This is a genomic window from Pseudomonas sp. H2_A10, from assembly GCF_054680085.1.
The window spans coordinates 5,550,393-5,567,673 of sequence record NZ_CP162821.1 but is presented as its reverse complement, the minus strand read 5'-3'; the positions used below and the strand labels follow the sequence as shown (position 1 = coordinate 5,567,673).

19 protein-coding genes are annotated in these 17,281 nt (G+C 60.0%); 14 read left to right on the top strand and 5 right to left on the bottom strand.

Annotated elements, in window-relative coordinates; translation table 11 throughout:
- The first annotated feature begins 3 nt into the window (after positions 1 to 3).
- From kdsA to ispD, 4 genes are all read left to right on the top strand, one after another.
- Positions 4 to 849 (top strand): 3-deoxy-8-phosphooctulonate synthase, encoded by an 846-nt coding sequence (gene kdsA, locus AB4O23_RS25940; RefSeq protein WP_065877156.1) that lies wholly within the window; start codon positions 4 to 6, stop codon positions 847 to 849.
- A 157-nt stretch (positions 850 to 1,006) separates the two neighbouring features.
- Complete coding sequence (gene eno, locus AB4O23_RS25935) at positions 1,007 to 2,296, top strand: phosphopyruvate hydratase (RefSeq protein ID WP_017529681.1); 1,290 nt, start codon at positions 1,007 to 1,009, stop codon at positions 2,294 to 2,296.
- Between the two features lie 183 nt (positions 2,297 to 2,479).
- A complete protein-coding gene (gene ftsB / locus AB4O23_RS25930) occupies positions 2,480 to 2,758 on the top strand; it encodes a cell division protein FtsB (RefSeq protein WP_003172294.1) in 279 nt (92 codons plus the stop codon).
- A complete protein-coding gene (ispD, locus tag AB4O23_RS25925; protein WP_017529680.1) occupies positions 2,755 to 3,462 on the top strand; it encodes a 2-C-methyl-D-erythritol 4-phosphate cytidylyltransferase in 708 nt (235 codons plus the stop codon). The genes ftsB and ispD overlap by 4 nt, the downstream gene beginning before the upstream one ends.
- 35 nt (positions 3,463 to 3,497) lie before the next feature.
- Here the strand turns inward: ispD and AB4O23_RS25920 are convergent, their stop codons facing one another.
- A complete protein-coding gene (locus tag AB4O23_RS25920; RefSeq protein WP_017529679.1) occupies positions 3,498 to 4,397 on the bottom strand; it encodes a LysR substrate-binding domain-containing protein in 900 nt (299 codons plus the stop codon).
- A gap of 105 nt (positions 4,398 to 4,502) precedes the next feature.
- Between AB4O23_RS25920 and AB4O23_RS25915 the strand changes: the two genes are divergently transcribed.
- The 8 genes from AB4O23_RS25915 to rpoS all read left to right on the top strand — a co-directional run bounded on the left by AB4O23_RS25915 (position 4,503) and on the right by rpoS (position 11,620).
- Positions 4,503 to 5,615 (top strand): S-(hydroxymethyl)glutathione dehydrogenase/class III alcohol dehydrogenase, encoded by a 1,113-nt coding sequence (locus tag AB4O23_RS25915; RefSeq protein ID WP_065877155.1) that lies wholly within the window; start codon positions 4,503 to 4,505, stop codon positions 5,613 to 5,615.
- Positions 5,616 to 5,623: 8 nt separating this feature from the next.
- Positions 5,624 to 6,469, top strand: a complete 846-nt coding sequence (fghA, locus tag AB4O23_RS25910) for an S-formylglutathione hydrolase (RefSeq protein WP_065877154.1) — start codon at positions 5,624 to 5,626, stop codon at positions 6,467 to 6,469.
- A 54-nt stretch (positions 6,470 to 6,523) separates the two neighbouring features.
- Complete coding sequence (gene ispF, locus AB4O23_RS25905; RefSeq protein WP_012722614.1) at positions 6,524 to 6,997, top strand: 2-C-methyl-D-erythritol 2,4-cyclodiphosphate synthase; 474 nt, start codon at positions 6,524 to 6,526, stop codon at positions 6,995 to 6,997.
- Positions 6,994 to 8,052: a tRNA pseudouridine(13) synthase TruD gene (truD, locus tag AB4O23_RS25900; RefSeq protein ID WP_017529676.1), complete on the top strand. Its 1,059-nt coding sequence runs from the start codon at positions 6,994 to 6,996 to the stop codon at positions 8,050 to 8,052. The genes ispF and truD overlap by 4 nt, the downstream gene beginning before the upstream one ends.
- Positions 8,040 to 8,789 carry a 5'/3'-nucleotidase SurE gene (surE, locus tag AB4O23_RS25895; RefSeq protein ID WP_017529675.1) on the top strand — a complete coding sequence of 250 codons (750 nt, stop codon included), beginning with the start codon at positions 8,040 to 8,042 and terminating at the stop codon, positions 8,787 to 8,789. The genes truD and surE overlap by 13 nt, the downstream gene beginning before the upstream one ends.
- Positions 8,790 to 8,830: 41 nt before the next feature.
- Positions 8,831 to 9,466 carry a protein-L-isoaspartate(D-aspartate) O-methyltransferase gene (locus AB4O23_RS25890; protein WP_169865481.1) on the top strand — a complete coding sequence of 212 codons (636 nt, stop codon included), beginning with the start codon at positions 8,831 to 8,833 and terminating at the stop codon, positions 9,464 to 9,466.
- 207 nt (positions 9,467 to 9,673) lie between these two features.
- Positions 9,674 to 10,510 carry a peptidoglycan DD-metalloendopeptidase family protein gene (locus AB4O23_RS25885; RefSeq protein ID WP_460061223.1) on the top strand — a complete coding sequence of 279 codons (837 nt, stop codon included), beginning with the start codon at positions 9,674 to 9,676 and terminating at the stop codon, positions 10,508 to 10,510.
- Between the two features lie 105 nt (positions 10,511 to 10,615).
- On the top strand, positions 10,616 to 11,620 hold the full coding sequence (rpoS, locus tag AB4O23_RS25880) for an RNA polymerase sigma factor RpoS (RefSeq protein WP_017529672.1): 1,005 nt from the start codon (positions 10,616 to 10,618) through the stop codon (positions 11,618 to 11,620).
- Between the two features lie 211 nt (positions 11,621 to 11,831).
- Here the strand turns inward: rpoS and AB4O23_RS25875 are convergent, their stop codons facing one another.
- A complete protein-coding gene (locus tag AB4O23_RS25875) occupies positions 11,832 to 12,041 on the bottom strand; it encodes a cold-shock protein (protein WP_002554837.1) in 210 nt (69 codons plus the stop codon).
- Between the two features lie 389 nt (positions 12,042 to 12,430).
- On the opposite strand from AB4O23_RS25875, the gene dcd reads away from it, so the two are divergent.
- Together dcd and AB4O23_RS25865 are read left to right on the top strand one after the other, a co-directional pair.
- Positions 12,431 to 12,997 (top strand): dCTP deaminase, encoded by a 567-nt coding sequence (gene dcd / locus AB4O23_RS25870; protein WP_003189215.1) that lies wholly within the window; start codon positions 12,431 to 12,433, stop codon positions 12,995 to 12,997.
- Between the two features lie 107 nt (positions 12,998 to 13,104).
- The gene (locus AB4O23_RS25865; protein WP_017529671.1) at positions 13,105 to 13,302 is read left to right on the top strand and encodes a hypothetical protein; all 198 of its coding nucleotides are present in this window, start codon (positions 13,105 to 13,107) and stop codon (positions 13,300 to 13,302) included.
- Between the two features lie 24 nt (positions 13,303 to 13,326).
- Here AB4O23_RS25865 and pdeM read toward each other — a convergent pair whose 3' ends face one another.
- From pdeM to AB4O23_RS25850, 3 genes are read right to left on the bottom strand one after another with little or no spacing between them, the layout of a single operon-like run.
- On the bottom strand, positions 13,327 to 13,977 hold the full coding sequence (gene pdeM / locus AB4O23_RS25860; protein WP_065877153.1) for a ligase-associated DNA damage response endonuclease PdeM: 651 nt from the start codon (positions 13,975 to 13,977) through the stop codon (positions 13,327 to 13,329).
- On the bottom strand, positions 13,977 to 16,457 hold the full coding sequence (locus AB4O23_RS25855) for a ligase-associated DNA damage response DEXH box helicase (protein ID WP_460061218.1): 2,481 nt from the start codon (positions 16,455 to 16,457) through the stop codon (positions 13,977 to 13,979). Before AB4O23_RS25855 ends, pdeM begins: the two co-directional genes overlap by 1 nt.
- 58 nt (positions 16,458 to 16,515) lie before the next feature.
- Entirely contained in the window at positions 16,516 to 17,280 is a 765-nt protein-coding gene (locus tag AB4O23_RS25850) for an ABC transporter ATP-binding protein (protein ID WP_017529668.1), read from the bottom strand.
- Position 17,281: the final 1 nt, after the last annotated feature.

Genomic DNA, 17,281 nt, shown 5'->3' with positions numbered 1-17,281 from the left:
CTGATGGCCCAGAAGATCATTCGCGTAGGCGACATCGAGATCGCCAACGACAAGCCCATGGTGCTGTTCGGCGGCATGAACGTGCTGGAAAGCCGCGACATGGCGATGCAGGTCTGCGAAGAGTACGTCAAGGTTACCGAGAAACTGGGTATCCCTTATGTGTTCAAGGCCAGCTTCGACAAGGCCAACCGTTCGTCCGTGACCTCCTATCGCGGCCCGGGCCTTGAAGAAGGCATGCGGATCTTCCAGGACATCAAGCAAGCCTTCGGCGTGCCGATCATCACCGACGTCCACGAGCCTGAACAGGCTGCCGTGGTCGCCGAGGTGTGCGACATCATCCAGCTGCCGGCCTTCCTGTCGCGCCAGACCGACCTGGTCGTGGCGATGGCCAAGACCGGCGCCGTGATCAATATCAAGAAAGCCCAGTTCCTTGCGCCTCAGGAGATGAAACACATCCTGAACAAGTGCGTGGAAGCGGGTAACGACCAGTTGATTCTCTGCGAGCGGGGTTCGAGCTTCGGCTACAACAACCTCGTGGTGGACATGCTCGGTTTCGGCATCATGAAGCAGTTCGAATACCCGGTGTTCTTCGACGTGACCCACGCGCTGCAAATGCCCGGTGGTCGTGCAGACTCCGCTGGTGGTCGCCGCGCCCAGGTGCTGGACCTGGCCAAGGCGGGTCTCAGCCAGTCCCTGGCCGGCCTGTTCCTGGAAGCCCACCCGGATCCGGACAACGCCAAATGCGACGGCCCCTGCGCTCTGCGCCTGGACAAGCTGGAGCCATTCCTGGCCCAGCTCAAGCAGTTGGACGAACTGGTCAAGAGTTTTCCGACGGTAGAGACCGCGTAAGCGGCGTTTCTCCGGTAGACTTTCCCACGCTTTCTGCTCAGGCCGTCGGGCCTGAGCCTTGTCGCCTGCAAGCCTGCCCCGTTGTTCCACCCTTGCGGTCGGTCAAAAGTTTCCCTTCAGCTGCGTCGTTTTCGTCAACTTTGGAGTGTTTACAACAATGGCAAAAATCGTCGACATCAAAGGTCGTGAAGTTCTCGACTCCCGTGGCAACCCCACCGTCGAAGCCGACGTGCTTCTCGATAACGGCATCATCGGCAGCGCCTGCGCGCCATCCGGTGCTTCCACAGGTTCGCGCGAAGCGCTGGAACTGCGTGATGGCGACAAGAGCCGTTACCTGGGCAAGGGTGTCCTCAAGGCTGTAGCCAACATCAATGGCCCGATCCGTGACCTGCTGCTGGGCAAAGACCCGCTGGACCAGAAAGCCCTGGACCACGCGATGATCAAGCTCGACGGCACTGAAAACAAAGGCAGCCTGGGCGCCAACGCCATCCTCGCCGTGTCCCTGGCTGCCGCCAAGGCTGCCGCCCAGGATCAGGACCTGCCGCTGTACGCGCACATTGCCAACCTGAACGGCACGCCGGGTGTTTACTCGATGCCCGTGCCGATGATGAACATCATCAACGGTGGCGAGCACGCCGATAACAACGTCGATATCCAGGAATTCATGGTGCAGCCGGTTGGCGCCAAGTCCTTCTCCGAAGGCCTGCGCATGGGCACCGAGATTTTCCATCACCTCAAGGCCGTACTGAAGGCCCGTGGCCTGAGCACCGCCGTAGGTGACGAAGGTGGTTTCGCGCCGAACCTGGCGTCCAACGAAGATGCGCTGAAAGTCATTTCCGAAGCCGTGGCCAACGCTGGCTACACGCTGGGCACCGACGTGACCCTGGCCCTGGACTGCGCAGCCAGCGAGTTCTATGAAGACGGCAAGTACAACCTGTCCGGTGAAGGCCAGGTGTTCAACTCCGAAGGCTTCGCTGAGTACCTCAAGGGCCTGACCCAGCGCTATCCGATCATTTCGATCGAAGACGGCCTGGACGAGTCCGACTGGGATGGCTGGAAGATCCTCACCGACAAAATCGGCGAAAAAGTCCAATTGGTGGGCGACGACCTGTTCGTGACTAACACCAAGATCCTCAAAGAAGGCATCGATAAAAAGATCGCCAACTCGATCCTCATCAAGTTCAACCAGATCGGCACCCTGACCGAAACGCTGGAAGCCATCCAGATGGCCAAGGCTGCGGGCTACACCGCCGTGATCTCCCACCGCTCGGGCGAAACCGAAGATTCGACCATTGCCGACCTGGCCGTGGGCACCTCGGCGGGCCAGATCAAGACCGGTTCCCTGTGCCGTTCCGATCGTGTTTCCAAGTACAACCAATTGCTGCGTATCGAAGAGCAATTGGCCGGCAAGGCCAAGTACAACGGTCGCGGCGAGTTTCGCGGTTGATCGCTACTGGTTGGTAGGGCGTGGTAAAAGTCAGCGGATTGCGTCGGAAAGTTCACGATAGTGAACATTTCGGCGTTAATCTGATGGCTATCAAGCACAAGCCTGGTTCTTCCAGGCTTCGTGCTATCAGTTGCTTCAAAAGTGATGCATGGCTGTCTTTTTTCACTGGATACCCGATATTCGATGCGCAGTCCCAATTGGTTGTTCCTCGTCTTGCTCTTGTTGCTGGCTGGCCTGCAGTACCGCCTGTGGGTGGGTAATGGCAGCTTTGCGCAGGTAAAAGACCTGACCCAGCAAATTGCCGACCAGCACGCCGAAAACGAACGCCTGTTGGAGCGCAACCGCGTCCTTGATGCCGAAGTGCTTGAGTTGAAAAAAGGTACGGAGACCGTTGAAGAGCGGGCTCGCCATGAATTGGGCATGGTCAAGGAGGGCGAAACCCTCTACCAGTTGGCCCAATGAGTCAGTGTTTGCCGGCCTTCTGGGCCGTGATTCCTGCCGCGGGCGTCGGTGCCCGTATGGCCGCGGACCGTCCCAAGCAGTATTTGCAGTTGGGTGGCCGCACTATTCTTGAACACAGCCTTGGCTGTTTCCTTGATCACCCAGACCTCAAGGGGCTGGTGGTCAGTCTGGCTTCTGATGATCCCTATTGGCCCACGCTGGCCTGTTCTGTCGACCCCCGTATCCAGCGTGCGGACGGTGGTTCAGAGCGCTCGGGGTCGGTGCTCAATGCATTGCTGCAGTTGAACGCCTTGGGCGCCAGTGATGATGACTGGGTGTTGGTGCATGATGCTGCCCGGCCGAATTTGAGCCGCGATGATCTCGACAAACTGTTACGCGAGCTGGCCGATGATCCTGTCGGTGGCCTGCTGGCCGTACCGGCTCGCGACACCCTTAAACGCGTCGACAGGCACGGTCGGGTGGTGGAAACCGTCGACCGCCGCTTGATCTGGCAAGCCTACACACCGCAAATGTTCCGCCTCGGTGCCTTGCACCGTGCATTGGCCGACAGCCTGGTGGCCGACGCAGTCATCACCGACGAAGCCTCGGCGATGGAGTGGTCCGGCCAGGCGCCGCGCCTGATCGAAGGGCGCTCGGACAATATCAAGGTGACCCGACCGGAGGATCTTGAGTGGCTTAGGTTGCGGTGGGCGAATCGGCGCTAGTCGGTTAAACCGTGTCCAGCGCAAACACCGAATAATCACCCGCTGTACTCCGGCCGCCCAGCCAACCCTTCCTTCAAAAAATCCACCAACTTCCTGACCTTCGGCGACAAATGCCGCTGTTGCGGATACAACGCCCACACTGCCGTGTTCGGCGGCTGGTGGGCCTCCAGCAACGACACCAACGCCCCGCTGTGCAAATGTTGCAGCACGTAATAGTCCGGTAACTGGCACAACCCCACCCCCTGCAGCGCCGCATCCAGCACCGCTTGCCCACTGTTGCAGCGCCAGTTTCCCTGTACTCGCTGGGAAAATTCGCGCCCATCCTGAGCCAGTTGCCAGATATCCGAACTGCCGATCAGGCAGTTATGCCGACTCAGTTCCGACAAGCTATGCGGGCGCCCGTACCGTTCCAGATAGGACGGCGATGCGCACAAATACATGCGTCGGGGCGCCAGGCGGCTGGCGACCATCCTTGAATCAGAAAGACGCCCCAGGCGAATCGCCAGGTCCAAGCCTTCGTGTACCAGGTCGAGCTGGCGATTGCTCAGTTCGATATCCACCCGCAACTGCGGATAAAGCCCCATGAACCGCGTCACCAGCGGCACGATGAAGCGTTCGCCATAAGCCACTGCGCAGGTCATGCGCAACATGCCTTTGGGTTCGCTGGCCAGGTCGCCCACCGCGCGCAGCGCTTCTTCGCGGCCGTCTTGCAGGCGCTGGCAATGTTGCAGGAACGTTTGCCCGGCTTCGGTCAGGGTGACTTTGCGGGTACTGCGATACAGCAAACGGGTTTGCAATCGCTCTTCCAGGCGTGCGACCTGTCGGCTGATATGGGATGACGACACGCCCAGACGCTCGGCTGCCGCCGTGAATTGGCTGCACTCAGCCACGGCGACGAACTCGTCGATGCCTTCCCAGCGGTTTTCCTGCGTCATGATTATCCCTGTACAGCAATAATGTTTTGCTTTGTGCTGGATTATTAATCAATGAGCCGTGTTTTACACTGCTCTTCTCAATTTTCAGTGCCTGGAGAAAACCGGATGATCAAGTCACGCGCCGCTGTCGCCTTTGAAGCCAAAAAACCGCTGGAGATCGTGGAAGTGGAGGTCGCCATGCCCAAGGCTGGCGAAGTGCTGCTGCGCGTGGTGGCTTCCGGCGTATGCCACACCGACGCCTATACCCTGTCGGGCGCTGACCCGGAAGGTATTTTCCCATCGATCCTGGGCCATGAAGGCGGTGCGGTGGTTGAAGCCGTCGGCGAAGGCGTGACCTCGGTGGCCGTCGGCGATCACGTGATCCCGCTGTACACCCCTGAATGCGGCAAATGTAAATTCTGCCTGTCGGGCAAGACCAACCTGTGCCAGGCCATTCGTGCCACTCAGGGCAAGGGCTTGATGCCGGATGGCACTACGCGTTTTTCCTACAAGGGTCAGCCGATTTTCCATTACATGGGGACTTCGACCTTCTCCGAATACACCGTACTGCCGGAAATTTCCGTGGCGAAAATTCCTGAAGAAGCCCCGCTGGAAAAAGTCTGCCTGCTGGGTTGCGGCGTCACCACTGGTATTGGCGCGGTAATCAATACCGCCAAGGTCAAGCCGGGCGACACGGTGGCGATCTTCGGTCTCGGCGGTATCGGCTTGTCGGCGGTGATCGGCGCGGTCAAGGCCAAGGCCGGTCGCATCATCGCCATCGATATCAACCCGGCCAAGTTTGAAATCGCCAAGCAATTGGGTGCCACCGACTGCATCAACCCAAAAGACTATGACCGCCCGATCCAGGACGTGATTGTCGATTTGACCGACGGTGGCGTCGACTTCTCCTTTGAGTGCATCGGCAATGTGCAACTGATGCGCGCCGCCCTCGAGTGCTGCCATAAAGGTTGGGGCGAGTCGGTAATCATTGGCGTGGCCGGGGCCGGCCAGGAAATCGCCACCCGTCCATTCCAGCTGGTGACGGGTCGCGTCTGGCGCGGTTCGGCCTTCGGCGGCGTGCGCGGCCGTACCGAATTGCCAAGCTACGTGGAGATGGCTCAGACCGGCGAGATCCCGCTGGATACTTTCATTACCCACACCATGGGCCTGGAAGACATCAACAAAGCGTTCGACCTGATGCATGAAGGCAAGAGCATTCGCACCGTCATCCATTTCTGAGGTCGGCCATGAGTCTGGAAAACCTGTCGTGCCAGAAGAGCTTCGGCGGCTGGCATAAACGTTACAAGCATCACTCGGATGTGCTCGGTTGCGACATGACCTTTGCCGTCTACCTGCCGCCGCAAGCGGAGCAGGGCGGCAAGCTGCCGGTGCTGTACTGGCTGTCCGGGTTGACCTGCACCGATGAAAACTTCATGCAGAAGGCCGGCGCCCAACGCATGGCCGCCGAGCTGGGGCTGATCATCGTCGCGCCGGACACCAGCCCGCGCGGGCCCGGTGTGCCGGGTGACCCGGACAGCGCCTGGGACTTCGGCCTGGGCGCGGGCTTTTATCTGAATGCCACCCAGGAACCTTGGGCTAAGCACTATCGGATGCATGACTACGTGGTGCAGGAATTGCCGGCATTGGTTGAAGCGCATTTCCCGGCGTCGGACAAACGCGGTATCAGTGGCCACTCCATGGGCGGCCACGGTGCATTGGTGTGTGCCTTGCGTAACCCGGGGCGTTACCTGTCGGTGTCGGCGTTTTCGCCGATCAACAACCCGATGGATTGCCCTTGGGGCCAGAAAGCCTTCTCCCGTTACCTGGGCGACGAGCGCTCGAAGTGGCGTGAATGGGACGCCTGCGTACTGATCAGCGAAGCCTCGCAAAAGCTGCCGCTGCTGGTGGACCAGGGCGACCGCGACGATTTCCTCGCGGTGCAGCTCAAGCCTGAAGCCTTGCAGCAGGCGGCCAAGGCAGCCGGGCATCCGCTCGAACTGCGCCTGCAACCGGGCTATGACCACAGCTACTTCTTCATCGCGAGCTTCATCGAAGACCATTTGCGGCACCATGGCCGTGCTTTGCTCGGTTAATGTGCGGCAAAAGTAGGTAGAATCACGCCCTGAATAAAATCGGGGCGTTTTTTTATGCGTATTGGCCACGGCTACGATGTGCACCGTTTCGCTGAAGGCGATTTCATCACCCTGGGCGGCGTGCGCATTGCGCACCACCACGGGTTGCTGGCTCATTCCGACGGCGACGTTGTGTTGCATGCCTTGAGCGATGCCTTGCTCGGCGCGGCGGCGTTGGGGGATATCGGCAAGCACTTTCCGGATACCGACCCGACGTTCAAGGGCGCGGACAGCCGGGTGTTGCTGCGGCATGTGGTCGGCCTGATCCATGCCAAGGGCTGGAAGGTCGGCAACGTCGACAACACCATCGTGGCCCAGGCCCCGAAAATGGCGCCCCATATCGAATCGATGCGCGCACTGATTGCCGCAGACCTGCAAATTGAATTGGATCAAGTGAACGTGAAAGCCACCACCACCGAAAAGCTCGGGTTTACCGGTCGTGAAGAGGGCATCGCGGTGCACTCCGTCGCCTTGTTGCTGCGCGCATGAATGATCTGCAACTGTTGGGCCCGCGAGCCTATGGCGAAGCCTTGGGCAGCGCCGTCCTGAAGGCCACCGCTGAAGATTTCCAAGTGGACGAAGTGCTGGATATCCCCCTGACCGGCGACGGCGAGCACCTGTGGTTATGGGTGGAAAAACGTGGCCTCAACACCGAGGAAGCCGCGCGCCGTATCGCCAAGGCCGCCGGCGTGCCGTTGCGCACCGTCAGCTATGCGGGGCTCAAGGATCGCCAGGCGCTGACCCGCCAGTGGTTCAGCGTGCAGTTGCCGGGCAAGGCTGACCCGGACATGAAGGGTGCCGAAAACGACACTCTCAAGATCCTTAAAACCGCTCGCCACAGGCGCAAGCTGCAACGGGGCGCGCATTCGGCCAATGGTTTCACCCTGCGCCTGACCCAGTTGGCCGGCGATACCGCCGCCATCGACGCACGCTTGCAACAGATTGCACAACACGGCATCCCCAATTACTTCGGCGCCCAGCGTTTTGGCCATAACGGCGGTAACGTGGTTGACGCCCGTGAGTGGGCCGCTCGCAAGGCTTTGCCCGAACAGCGCAATGTGCGTTCGCGACTGTTGTCCACCGCGCGCAGTTTTCTCTTTAATAAGGTGCTGGCCGCACGCGTGGCCGACGGTTCGTGGCAACGGGCCCAGGTTGGCGACTTGCTGGCATTTACCGACAGCCGCAGTTTTTTCCCGGCTGGCGAAGCTGAATGCAGCGACCCGCGCCTGGCAATCCTGGACCTGCACCCGACCGGGCCGCAGTGGGGGGAGGGCGATTCGCCCGCAACCGGCGCGACCCATGAACTTGAGCAGGCGATCGCCGCAAGCGAAGCCGATCTGCGTGATTGGCTGGTGAATGCCGGCATGAGCCAGGAACGTCGCATTCTGCGGCTGCCCATTGGCGGGTTGACGTGGCATTATCCCGGGCCTGACATTCTGCAATTGGAATTCGTCCTGCCGGCCGGATGCTTCGCCACTGTCTTGGTGCGCGAGCTTGTTGATCTGGTGCCGGTGGGGCAGACGGACAGCCCATGCGTATTCTGATATCAAACGATGACGGTGCCACCGCACCCGGTCTTGCCGCGCTTCATGCTGCGCTGGCGGATTACGCCGAGTGCGTGGTGGTTGCCCCCGACCAGGACAAGAGCGGCGCCGGCAGTTCGCTGACGCTCGACCGTCCCCTGCATCCGCAGGTTCTGGCCAATGGCTTTATCAGCGTAAACGGTACCCCTACCGACTGCGTACACCTGGCGATCAACACCCTGTTGGACCGGGAACCGGACCTGGTGGTGTCGGGTATCAACCTCGGCGCCAACCTGGGCGATGACGTGCTGTATTCCGGCACGGTGGCGGCAGCTCTTGAAGGGCGCTTCCTAGGCCGTACCTCGTTCGCGTTTTCCCTGGCGTCGCGCCAACTCGACAACCTGCCCACCGCCGCCTATTTCGCGCGCAAGCTGGTGGAGGCCCACGGCTCCCTGGACTTGCCGCCGCGCACGGTGCTCAACGTCAATATCCCCAATTTGCCCCTCGACCACATTCGCGGCATCCAGCTGACACGCCTGGGCCATCGCGCCCGGGCAGCGGCCCCGCTGAAAGTGGTCGACCCGCGCGGCAAGGAAGGGTATTGGATCGCTGCCGCGGGCGACGCCGAAGACGGTGGCGAGGGCACGGACTTTCATGCGGTGATGCAAGGTTATGTGTCGATTACCCCGTTGCAACTCGATCGCACTTTCAGTGATGCCTTCCGTGGTCTCGATGGCTGGCTGGAGGGGCTGCGCTGATGGCTCGTGAACAAGACGACCTGCTGCGTCGCGGTATCGGGATGACTTCCCAGCGTACCCGTGAGCGTTTGATCCAGCGCCTGTACGAAGAAGGCCTGTCCAACGCCCAGGTGCTGGAAGTGATCCGCCGCACGCCGCGCCATCTTTTCGTCGATGAGGCCTTGGCCCATCGCGCCTATGAAGACACGGCGTTACCCATCGGCCATAACCAGACCATCTCCCAGCCCTACATGGTTGCGCGCATGAGCGAGCTGCTGTTGGCGGCGGGGCCGTTGGATAAGGTGCTGGAGATCGGCACCGGCTCCGGCTATCAAACCGCGGTACTGTCGCAGTTGGTGGAGCGGGTGTTCTCGGTGGAGCGCATCAAGGTGTTGCAGGATCGCGCCAAGGAGCGTCTGGTTGAGCTCAACCTGCGCAACGTGGTGTTCCGCTGGGGCGATGGCTGGGAAGGCTGGCCGGCGCTGGCGCCATACAACGGCATCATCGTCACCGCCGTGGCCACCGACGTACCGCAGGCATTGCTCGACCAGTTGGCCCCCGGTGGGCGGCTGGTCATCCCGGTGGGCTCCGGTGAAGTGCAACAATTGATGCTTATTGTGCGTGAAGAAGAGGGGTTCTCTCGGCACGTGCTGGGGGCCGTGCGCTTTGTTCCGTTGCTCAACGGCCCACTGGCCTGATCAATTTTTGCCGACAGTGAATTCTGCTGGTGTGGATGTGTCTTACAGCGGGGTCTATCAAGTCAACATGATGGGCGCAGCGATTCAACACGCTGGATGATTCGTTTCAGTCGTGTGCCGGTAAAACTTCAATGCCCAGTTATACTTGCGACATATTTCAAGCCTGATACAGGCATACATGTTCAGCCACCACAAAGGGAGCGGCGGGTGAGTCTCACAGGTCTTGCGCAGCGTATGGGTAAAACAAGTTTTCAGCGACTGGTGCTTGGCCTTGTCTTCGGTTCCTTGTTGGTAGGCTGTTCCAGCTCGCCAAGCAGTGGCGCGCGGGTCGTCGATCGTAATAATGCCGCCCCACAAAAGCCGACGGTCACCACCGGCCAGTACGTGGTGCGCAAGGGCGATACATTGTTCTCGATCGCCTTTCGTTACGGTTGGGACTACAAGGCGCTTGCAGCCCGTAACAACATTCCTGTGCCCTACACGATTCATCCGGGTCAGACGATTCGCTTTGACGGCCGCACCGGCTCAACGCCCACGGCAGTTGTGACAAACACCGGATCTTCGCCGTCGTCTTCGAGCAAAACCACCGTCTTTACAAGGCCTGCCGGCACGGTTGCGGCGACGCCTGCAAGCAAGCCGGCACCCGCGCTGCTGCCACCTGCGGGGCCTGCGCCGACCGGTTGGGGATGGCCCTCAAATGGAGTGTTGATTGGAAAATTCTCTTCAAACGGTAGTTTGAATAAAGGCATTGATATCGCCGGGGATTTGGGACAGCCTGTTTTAGCTGCGTCTGATGGGACAGTGGTGTACGCCGGGAGTGGTTTGCGGGGCTACGGCGAGCTGGTCATCATCAAACACAGCGATACCTACGTCAGTGCCTACGGTCATAACCGCAGGCTTTTGGTTCGGGAGGGGCAACAGGTCAAAGTCGGACAGACAATTGCCGAAATGGGGTCAACTGGTACGGACCGGGTGAAACTGCACTTTGAGATTCGCCGTCAAGGGAAGCCTGTAGATCCGCTGCAATTCCTACCCCGTCGTTGATGTGTTGCACAGCCTGTTCCTTGCGTAGAAGGAACAGGCTCCAGCGTTGCCAAGGATAAAGGCGTCGCTTGAGCTTGAGGTCGAACTCACCAAAGGACTATAACAATGGCTCTCAGTAAAGAAGCGCCGGAGTTTGACATCGACGATGAGGTTCTCCTTATGGAGACCGGTATCGCTATGGAATCGATGTCGAATGAGGGACCTGTAACACCTTCAGTTCGCACCAAATCCAAGAACTCCACCGCGTTAAAGCAACATAAGTACATTGATTACACACGGGCGCTCGACGCGACCCAGTTGTACCTCAATGAAATCGGCTTTTCCCCTCTGCTCACTCCCGAAGAAGAAGTCCATTTTGCGCGTTTATCGCAAAAGGGTGATCCGGCTGGGCGCAAACGCATGATTGAAAGCAACCTGCGCCTGGTGGTGAAAATCGCCCGACGCTACGTCAATCGTGGGTTGTCCCTGTTGGACCTGATCGAGGAGGGCAACCTGGGCCTGATCCGGGCGGTGGAGAAGTTCGACCCTGAGCGGGGCTTTCGCTTTTCAACCTATGCCACTTGGTGGATTCGCCAGACCATCGAACGGGCGATCATGAATCAGACCCGTACCATTCGGTTGCCGATCCATGTGGTCAAAGAGCTGAACGTCTACCTGCGGGCAGCGCGTGAGCTGACTCAAAAACTCGATCATGAACCCTCGCCCGAAGAAATTGCCAACCTGCTGGAAAAACCGGTGGGTGAGGTCAAGCGCATGCTCGGTCTGAACGAGCGCGTGTCTTCGGTCGATGTCTCGCTGGGTCCGGACTCGGACAAAACCCTGCTGGACACCCTGACGGATGATCGCCCTACGGATCCTTGCGAACTGTTGCAGGACGATGATCTGTCGCAAAGCATTGACCAGTGGTTGTCTGAGCTTACGGACAAGCAGCGCGAGGTGGTGATTCGCCGCTTCGGCCTGCGTGGCCATGAGAGCAGTACCCTGGAGGACGTAGGCCTGGAGATCGGCCTGACCCGTGAGCGGGTGCGGCAGATCCAGGTCGAAGGGCTCAAGCGCTTGCGTGAGATCCTGGAGAGGAATGGCTTGTCGAGCGAGTCGTTGTTCCAATAACGACGCAACCTGAAAGCTTAAATGTGGGAGGGGGCTTGCTCCCGATTGTTGAGTGACAGTCAATGGATGCATTGACTGATTCACCGCTATCGGGAGCAAGCCCCCTCTCACATTTTTTATGCCTGGCGTTTGTTCGGGTATTTCAAGAAAATCCAGGCATAAAAAAACCCCGCTTTTAAGGGCGGGGTCTTTTCGACTAAGTCAGTACAAGTTAGATAACTTGAACTTCTTCAGCTTGCATGCCTTTCTGACCGCGGGTAGCGATGAAAGAAACCTGTTGGCCTTCTTTCAGGCTTTTGAAGCCGTCGGATTGGATAGCTTTGAAGTGAACGAACAGGTCGTCACCGGATTGTGGAGTGATGAAGCCGAAGCCTTTTTCATCGTTGAACCACTTAACGGTACCAGTTTGGCGATTAGACATGGTGTAACTCCTTGAACAAAGTTAACTGCGACTCAGGAAAAGCCCTGGCCGAGACTGAGTGCAAAGAGCAGGAAAAATTCTTGGAGATGGTTGGATCGAAATTCAACATATCGTGTAGAGATTCTCAGTGACACAAGCAACACAGTGACGCCACCTTAACCGTTTTTCCGGAACGTGCCAATGGTATTTCCGAAGGTTTCTCTAATTTCGTGACTGGCGGTGGTATTTACGGTCGCCGGGCACCGTCGTCCGGGTACCGGCCCCGCGGGCTGCGGCCTATGCCGGGCAGGGCATTCATCAAGAAAACCCCCACGGCCTTTGAACCCCAACGTCTGCCCCGGTAAGATGCCACACAGAATTTTTCCACCTCGCTATTCAGGACACCCGCCATGAGCATCAAATCGGACAAGTGGATTCGCCGCATGGCGCAAGAGCACGGCATGATCGAGCCGTTTGTCGAGCGCCAGATTCGTGGCGAAGGCGACGAGCGTGTGATTTCGTACGGGGTTTCCAGCTACGGCTACGATGTGCGTTGCGCCGATGAATTCAAGGTGTTCACCAATATCAATTCGGCGATCGTCGATCCGAAAAACTTCGACGAAAAGAGCTTCGTCGACGTCAAGAGTGACGTGTGCATCATCCCGCCAAACTCTTTCGCCCTGGCGCGCACTGTGGAGTTCTTCCGTATTCCCCGCGACGTGCTGACCATTTGCCTGGGCAAAAGCACCTACGCGCGCTGCGGCATCATCGTTAACGTGACACCGCTTGAGCCCGAGTGGGAAGGTCATGTAACCCTGGAGTTCTCCAACACCACCACGCTGCCGGCGAAGATCTACGCCAATGAAGGCGTGGCTCAGATGCTGTTCCTGCAGTCCGATGAGGCTTGTGAAGTGTCCTACAAAGACCGTGCCGGCAAGTATCAGGGCCAGCGCGGCGTCACCTTGCCGCGCGCTTGATCGAAAGGTCCTACGCGCAAAGGGAATTAGTCTGCAGAAAGTGACTCTATTGGGTGTACTGCCTCGGCGCGTGTAAAGCGCGCCGAGCCACGCTTGAGGAGTGCCTTATGAAAATCAACCCGCGAATCAGCGCAGAACTTGCCCGGCTTGAACCCAACCAGATTGGTGTTCTGGCCTGGTCCCTGATGGCCGACCCCACTTATGCGGGCGGCATCCCCGGCCAACCCGAGCCGGATTACCCGCAGCCTGCCGAACCTGGTGAGCCGACCCTTCCGGACGAGCCGCCACCCGCGCCTGTTGCCTGATACCTGGATGGCCAGTGGGGGCTTTCAGTGTACTGGCCAGACCTGCTGGTCGCCGATCACGAAAATTCGGTGATCATCGTCCTGCTCCACCGCGTATCCGCCGGTAAACGCTCCAAACGCCGGCAGCAAACTGACCCGCGTACCCAACTGAAAGCACGGCAGGCGCAAACGTTGGTGCCCCTTGCCGCGCAGGCGATACACCGGATGCACATGCCCCGCCAGCACATGATGGCTGGCATGGGCGTGCGGTTCGTGTTGCAGGGCGAAAGGGCCGAGCAGCAGCGGCTCGGCCACCACCTCGATCCTCAAGCCGGCAGGTGGATCGCCCGCGCGTTTATCGTGATTGCCGCGGATCAGGGTCATGGGCAGGTCGCGATGGCGCGCCCGCCAGGCATCGAGCGCGCCCAGGGTGCCGCTGGCATGGGAGCCGGGGCCGTGCAGAAAGTCACCCAGAAAGATCAGCTGTTGGCAGGGATAAGTCGCCAGCAGCCGGTCCAATCGCCGCAAATTCTCGGTGGTAGTGCCTTGCGGTACCGGTTGCCCCAGGCTGCGATAGGCAGACGCCTTGCCGAAATGCGCATCGGCGATCAGCAGGCATTGGCGCGCAGGCCAATACACCGCCTTATCCGCCAGCAGCCAAAGTTCTTCACCCTCAAGCGTCACTGAGCAATGCATCAACGTTTCCCGTTATCCGCGACTTTCTCCAGGTCCTTGACCATCCGCGCGATGCGCTCCGACAGCTTTTCCGAACTCATGCTCTCGCGCATCCGCTCCACCAACAGCGGGAAGGCCAGCGGCGTAGCGCGCTCGATGACGTGTAAGTCCAGTTTCAGCGCAGACAGACGAGATAAGGTCTCTTCCAGCCGACGAATGTCCAACTCATCACGTAGGACTTCTTCTCCAGCTTGGGCCAGCAACAGGTTCTGCGGGTCATATTGCTTGAACACTTCAAAGAACAAACCGCTGGACGCCTGCACTTGCCGGGTACTTTTCGGCGCGCCCGGGTAGCCAGCAAATACCAGCCCGGCAATCCGCGCGATTTCGCGAAAGCGGCGCAAGGCCAGTTCCCCGGCATTCAGGCTGGCCGCCACGTCCGCGAGCAAGTTTTTCGGGCTGAGCAGCGCGTTGTTCAACACAACCGGCCACTCCACCGCCGTGGCACTCAACAGCTCCAGGCCGTAATCGTTGACCGCAATGGAGAAGGTCACCGGTTGCACCTGGCCGACCCGCCACGCCAGCAGGCTTGCCAGCCCCACGTGCACTTGCCGCCCGGCGAACGGGTAGAGGAACAGGTGCCACCCCTCCCGCGATGTCAACGCTTCGGCCAGCAGATGCTCGCGTGTGGGCAAGCCCGACCAGCGCAACTGCGTTTGCAACAAGGGTTGCACCGCTTGCATCTCCCGGCCTTCGAAATGCCCGCGCGCCGCCGCTTCGAAGCGCTCTACCACGGCTTGGGCCAGTTCGTTGGAAAGCGGCATCCGCCCGCCATTCCAGCGCGGCACGGCGGCTTTCTTGACGGTGCTGCGGCGCACATAGGCGGTCATGTTTTCCACGCGCACCAGTTCCAACAAGCGCCCGGCGAACAGGAAGCCATCACCGGGCTTGAGCCGCGCGATAAAACCTTCTTCGACGCTACCCAGGTTCTTGCCGCCGCCGCCTTTGCTCCAGAACTTCAACTGGATGCTCGCATCGCTGACAATGGTGCCGACGCTCATGCGATGGCGCCGCGCCAGTCGTGCGTCGGGGACGCGCCACACGCCGTGCTCATCGGGTTCCACGCGGCGGTAATCCGGATAAGCCGTCAGCGACAGGCCGCCATGGCGCACAAACCCCAGGGCCCAGGCCCAATCGGCGTCGGTGAGGTCGCGATAAGCCCAGGCACCGCGCACTTCCTTCAGCAGCGCATCCGGCGTAAAACCACCCCCCAGCGCCATGCTGACCAAGTGCTGTACGAGCACATCCAGCGGCTTGTAGGGTGATTCGCGGGCTTCGATGCGTCGCGCGGCAATCGCGTCCTGGGCTGCCGCCGCTTCCACCAATTCCAGGCTGTGTGTGGGCACCAGCGTCACCCGTGACGGCCGCCCCGGTGCATGGCCGGAGCGCCCCGCGCGTTGCATCAGGCGCGCCACGCCTTTGGCTGAACCGATCTGCAACACCCGCTCCACCGGCAGAAAATCCACCCCCAAATCCAGGCTGGATGTGCATACCACGGCTTTGAGTTGCCCGTCTTTCAAGGCCCGCTCCACCCAGTCACGGGTTTCCCGCGAGAGCGAACCATGGTGCAGGGCGATCACGCCGGCCCAATCCGGCCGCGCCTCCAATAGCGCCTGGTACCAGATTTCCGACTGTGCCCGGGTATTGGTAAACACCAGACAACTGCGGCTCCCGTCCACCTGCGCCACGACTTGCGGCAGCATCTTCAAGCCGATATGCCCAGCCCAGGGAAAACGCTCGGCAATCGGTGGCAATAAAGTGTCGACTGTCAGCTGTTTGGCCGTTTGCCCCTGCACATTGACCCCACCGCCCTGTGGGACTAAGACCTCTAGCGCGTGGGCCTGGTTACCCAGGGTCGCCGAGATCCCCCATACCATCAACCCCGGATGCCAACGTCGCAACCGCGCCAATGCCAATTGCAACTGCACGCCACGCTTGTTGCCGATCAATTCATGCCATTCATCCACGACGACCATGCGCAGGTGCGCCAGGCTCACCTCGCTGTCGGCGCGGGCCAGCATCAGCGTGAGGCTTTCGGGCGTGGTGACCAGTGCGCTCGGCTGGCGACGCGTCTGACGGGCGCGCTCGCTGCTGCTGGTGTCACCTGTGCGCAGGCCGACGCTCCAGGGAATCTGCAAGGCTTCAAGCGGCGCTTGCAGGGCGCGCGCGGTGTCGGCCGCCAGCGCACGCATCGGCGTGATCCATAACACCGTCAGCGGTTCGGCGGGTGGCTTGCGTTTACCGGCAACGGGCACGTGGGTGATGGCCAAGCGATTGAGTGCGGCGAACCACAGCGCATAGGTTTTGCCGGCGCCGGTGCTGGCATGCAGTAACCCGGACTGGCCGTGCTTGACCGCCGCCCACACGTCTTTTTGAAAGGCGAACGGCTTCCAGCCTTTGGCGGCAAACCATTGCTTGGCGAAGTCGGTGGGTTTTGCCATACGGCGGCTGACATTCCGGAGGGTCTATTGCCACAGACCCTCCAGGCACCGCAAAGGTTTACTTCAAATTGCCACTCAGAAATTGTTGCAGGCGTTCGCTTTTCGGATTACCCAACACGTCTTCCGGCGCCCCTTGCTCCTCCACCAGGCCCTTATGCAGGAACAGCACCTGGCTCGACACCTTGCGCGCAAAGCTCATCTCGTGGGTGACCATGATCATGGTGCGACCCTCTTCGGCCAGGCCCTGGATCACCTTCAGCACTTCACCCACCAGTTCCGGGTCCAGCGCGGAGGTCGGTTCGTCGAACAGCATGACCTCGGGCTCCATCGCCAATGCACGAGCAATGGCCACCCGTTGCTGCTGGCCGCCGGAGAGAAACGCCGGGTATTGATCGGCCACTCGCGCCGGCAGGCCGACTTTGTCGAGGTAACGACGGGCACGGTCTTCGGCGTCCTTCTTGTTGCAGCCCAGCACCCGGCGCGGGGCCATGGTGATGTTTTCCAGCACGCTCATGTGACTCCACAGGTTGAAGTGCTGGAATACCATCGCCAGTCGCGTGCGCAGGCGCTGCAGCTCGGCTTCGTCGGCCACGCGCATGCCGTGGCGGTCGCTGACCATGCGGATCTGCTGGCCGTCCAGCGTCATGGCGCCGTCATTGGGGGTTTCCAAAAAGTTGATGCAGCGTAAAAAGGTACTCTTGCCCGATCCGCTAGCGCCGATCAGGCTGATCACGTCACCGGTCTTGGCCTTGAGCGAGACACCTTTGAGCACCTCATTGTCGCCATAGCTTTTATGCAGGCCTTCAACGGTCAATTTGTACATG

Bases quoted from the DNA above. Each gene is read 5' to 3' on its own strand.
- kdsA (WP_065877156.1), top strand. From the start codon at position 4: ATGGCCCAGAAGATCATTCGCGTAGGCGACATCGAGATCGCCAACGAC.
- eno (WP_017529681.1), top strand. From the start codon at position 1,007: ATGGCAAAAATCGTCGACATCAAAGGTCGTGAAGTTCTCGACTCCCGT.
- ftsB (WP_003172294.1), top strand. From the start codon at position 2,480: ATGCGCAGTCCCAATTGGTTGTTCCTCGTCTTGCTCTTGTTGCTGGCT.
- ispD (WP_017529680.1), top strand. From the start codon at position 2,755: ATGAGTCAGTGTTTGCCGGCCTTCTGGGCCGTGATTCCTGCCGCGGGC.
- AB4O23_RS25920 (WP_017529679.1), bottom strand. From the start codon at position 4,397: ATGACGCAGGAAAACCGCTGGGAAGGCATCGACGAGTTCGTCGCCGTG.
- AB4O23_RS25915 (WP_065877155.1), top strand. From the start codon at position 4,503: ATGATCAAGTCACGCGCCGCTGTCGCCTTTGAAGCCAAAAAACCGCTG.
- fghA (WP_065877154.1), top strand. From the start codon at position 5,624: ATGAGTCTGGAAAACCTGTCGTGCCAGAAGAGCTTCGGCGGCTGGCAT.
- ispF (WP_012722614.1), top strand. From the start codon at position 6,524: ATGCGTATTGGCCACGGCTACGATGTGCACCGTTTCGCTGAAGGCGAT.
- truD (WP_017529676.1), top strand. From the start codon at position 6,994: ATGAATGATCTGCAACTGTTGGGCCCGCGAGCCTATGGCGAAGCCTTG.
- surE (WP_017529675.1), top strand. From the start codon at position 8,040: ATGCGTATTCTGATATCAAACGATGACGGTGCCACCGCACCCGGTCTT.
- AB4O23_RS25890 (WP_169865481.1), top strand. From the start codon at position 8,831: ATGACTTCCCAGCGTACCCGTGAGCGTTTGATCCAGCGCCTGTACGAA.
- rpoS (WP_017529672.1), top strand. From the start codon at position 10,616: ATGGCTCTCAGTAAAGAAGCGCCGGAGTTTGACATCGACGATGAGGTT.
- AB4O23_RS25875 (WP_002554837.1), bottom strand. From the start codon at position 12,041: ATGTCTAATCGCCAAACTGGTACCGTTAAGTGGTTCAACGATGAAAAA.
- dcd (WP_003189215.1), top strand. From the start codon at position 12,431: ATGAGCATCAAATCGGACAAGTGGATTCGCCGCATGGCGCAAGAGCAC.
- AB4O23_RS25865 (WP_017529671.1), top strand. From the start codon at position 13,105: ATGAAAATCAACCCGCGAATCAGCGCAGAACTTGCCCGGCTTGAACCC.
- pdeM (WP_065877153.1), bottom strand. From the start codon at position 13,977: ATGCATTGCTCAGTGACGCTTGAGGGTGAAGAACTTTGGCTGCTGGCG.
- AB4O23_RS25855 (WP_460061218.1), bottom strand. From the start codon at position 16,457: ATGGCAAAACCCACCGACTTCGCCAAGCAATGGTTTGCCGCCAAAGGC.
- AB4O23_RS25850 (WP_017529668.1), bottom strand. From the start codon at position 17,280: ATGTACAAATTGACCGTTGAAGGCCTGCATAAAAGCTATGGCGACAAT.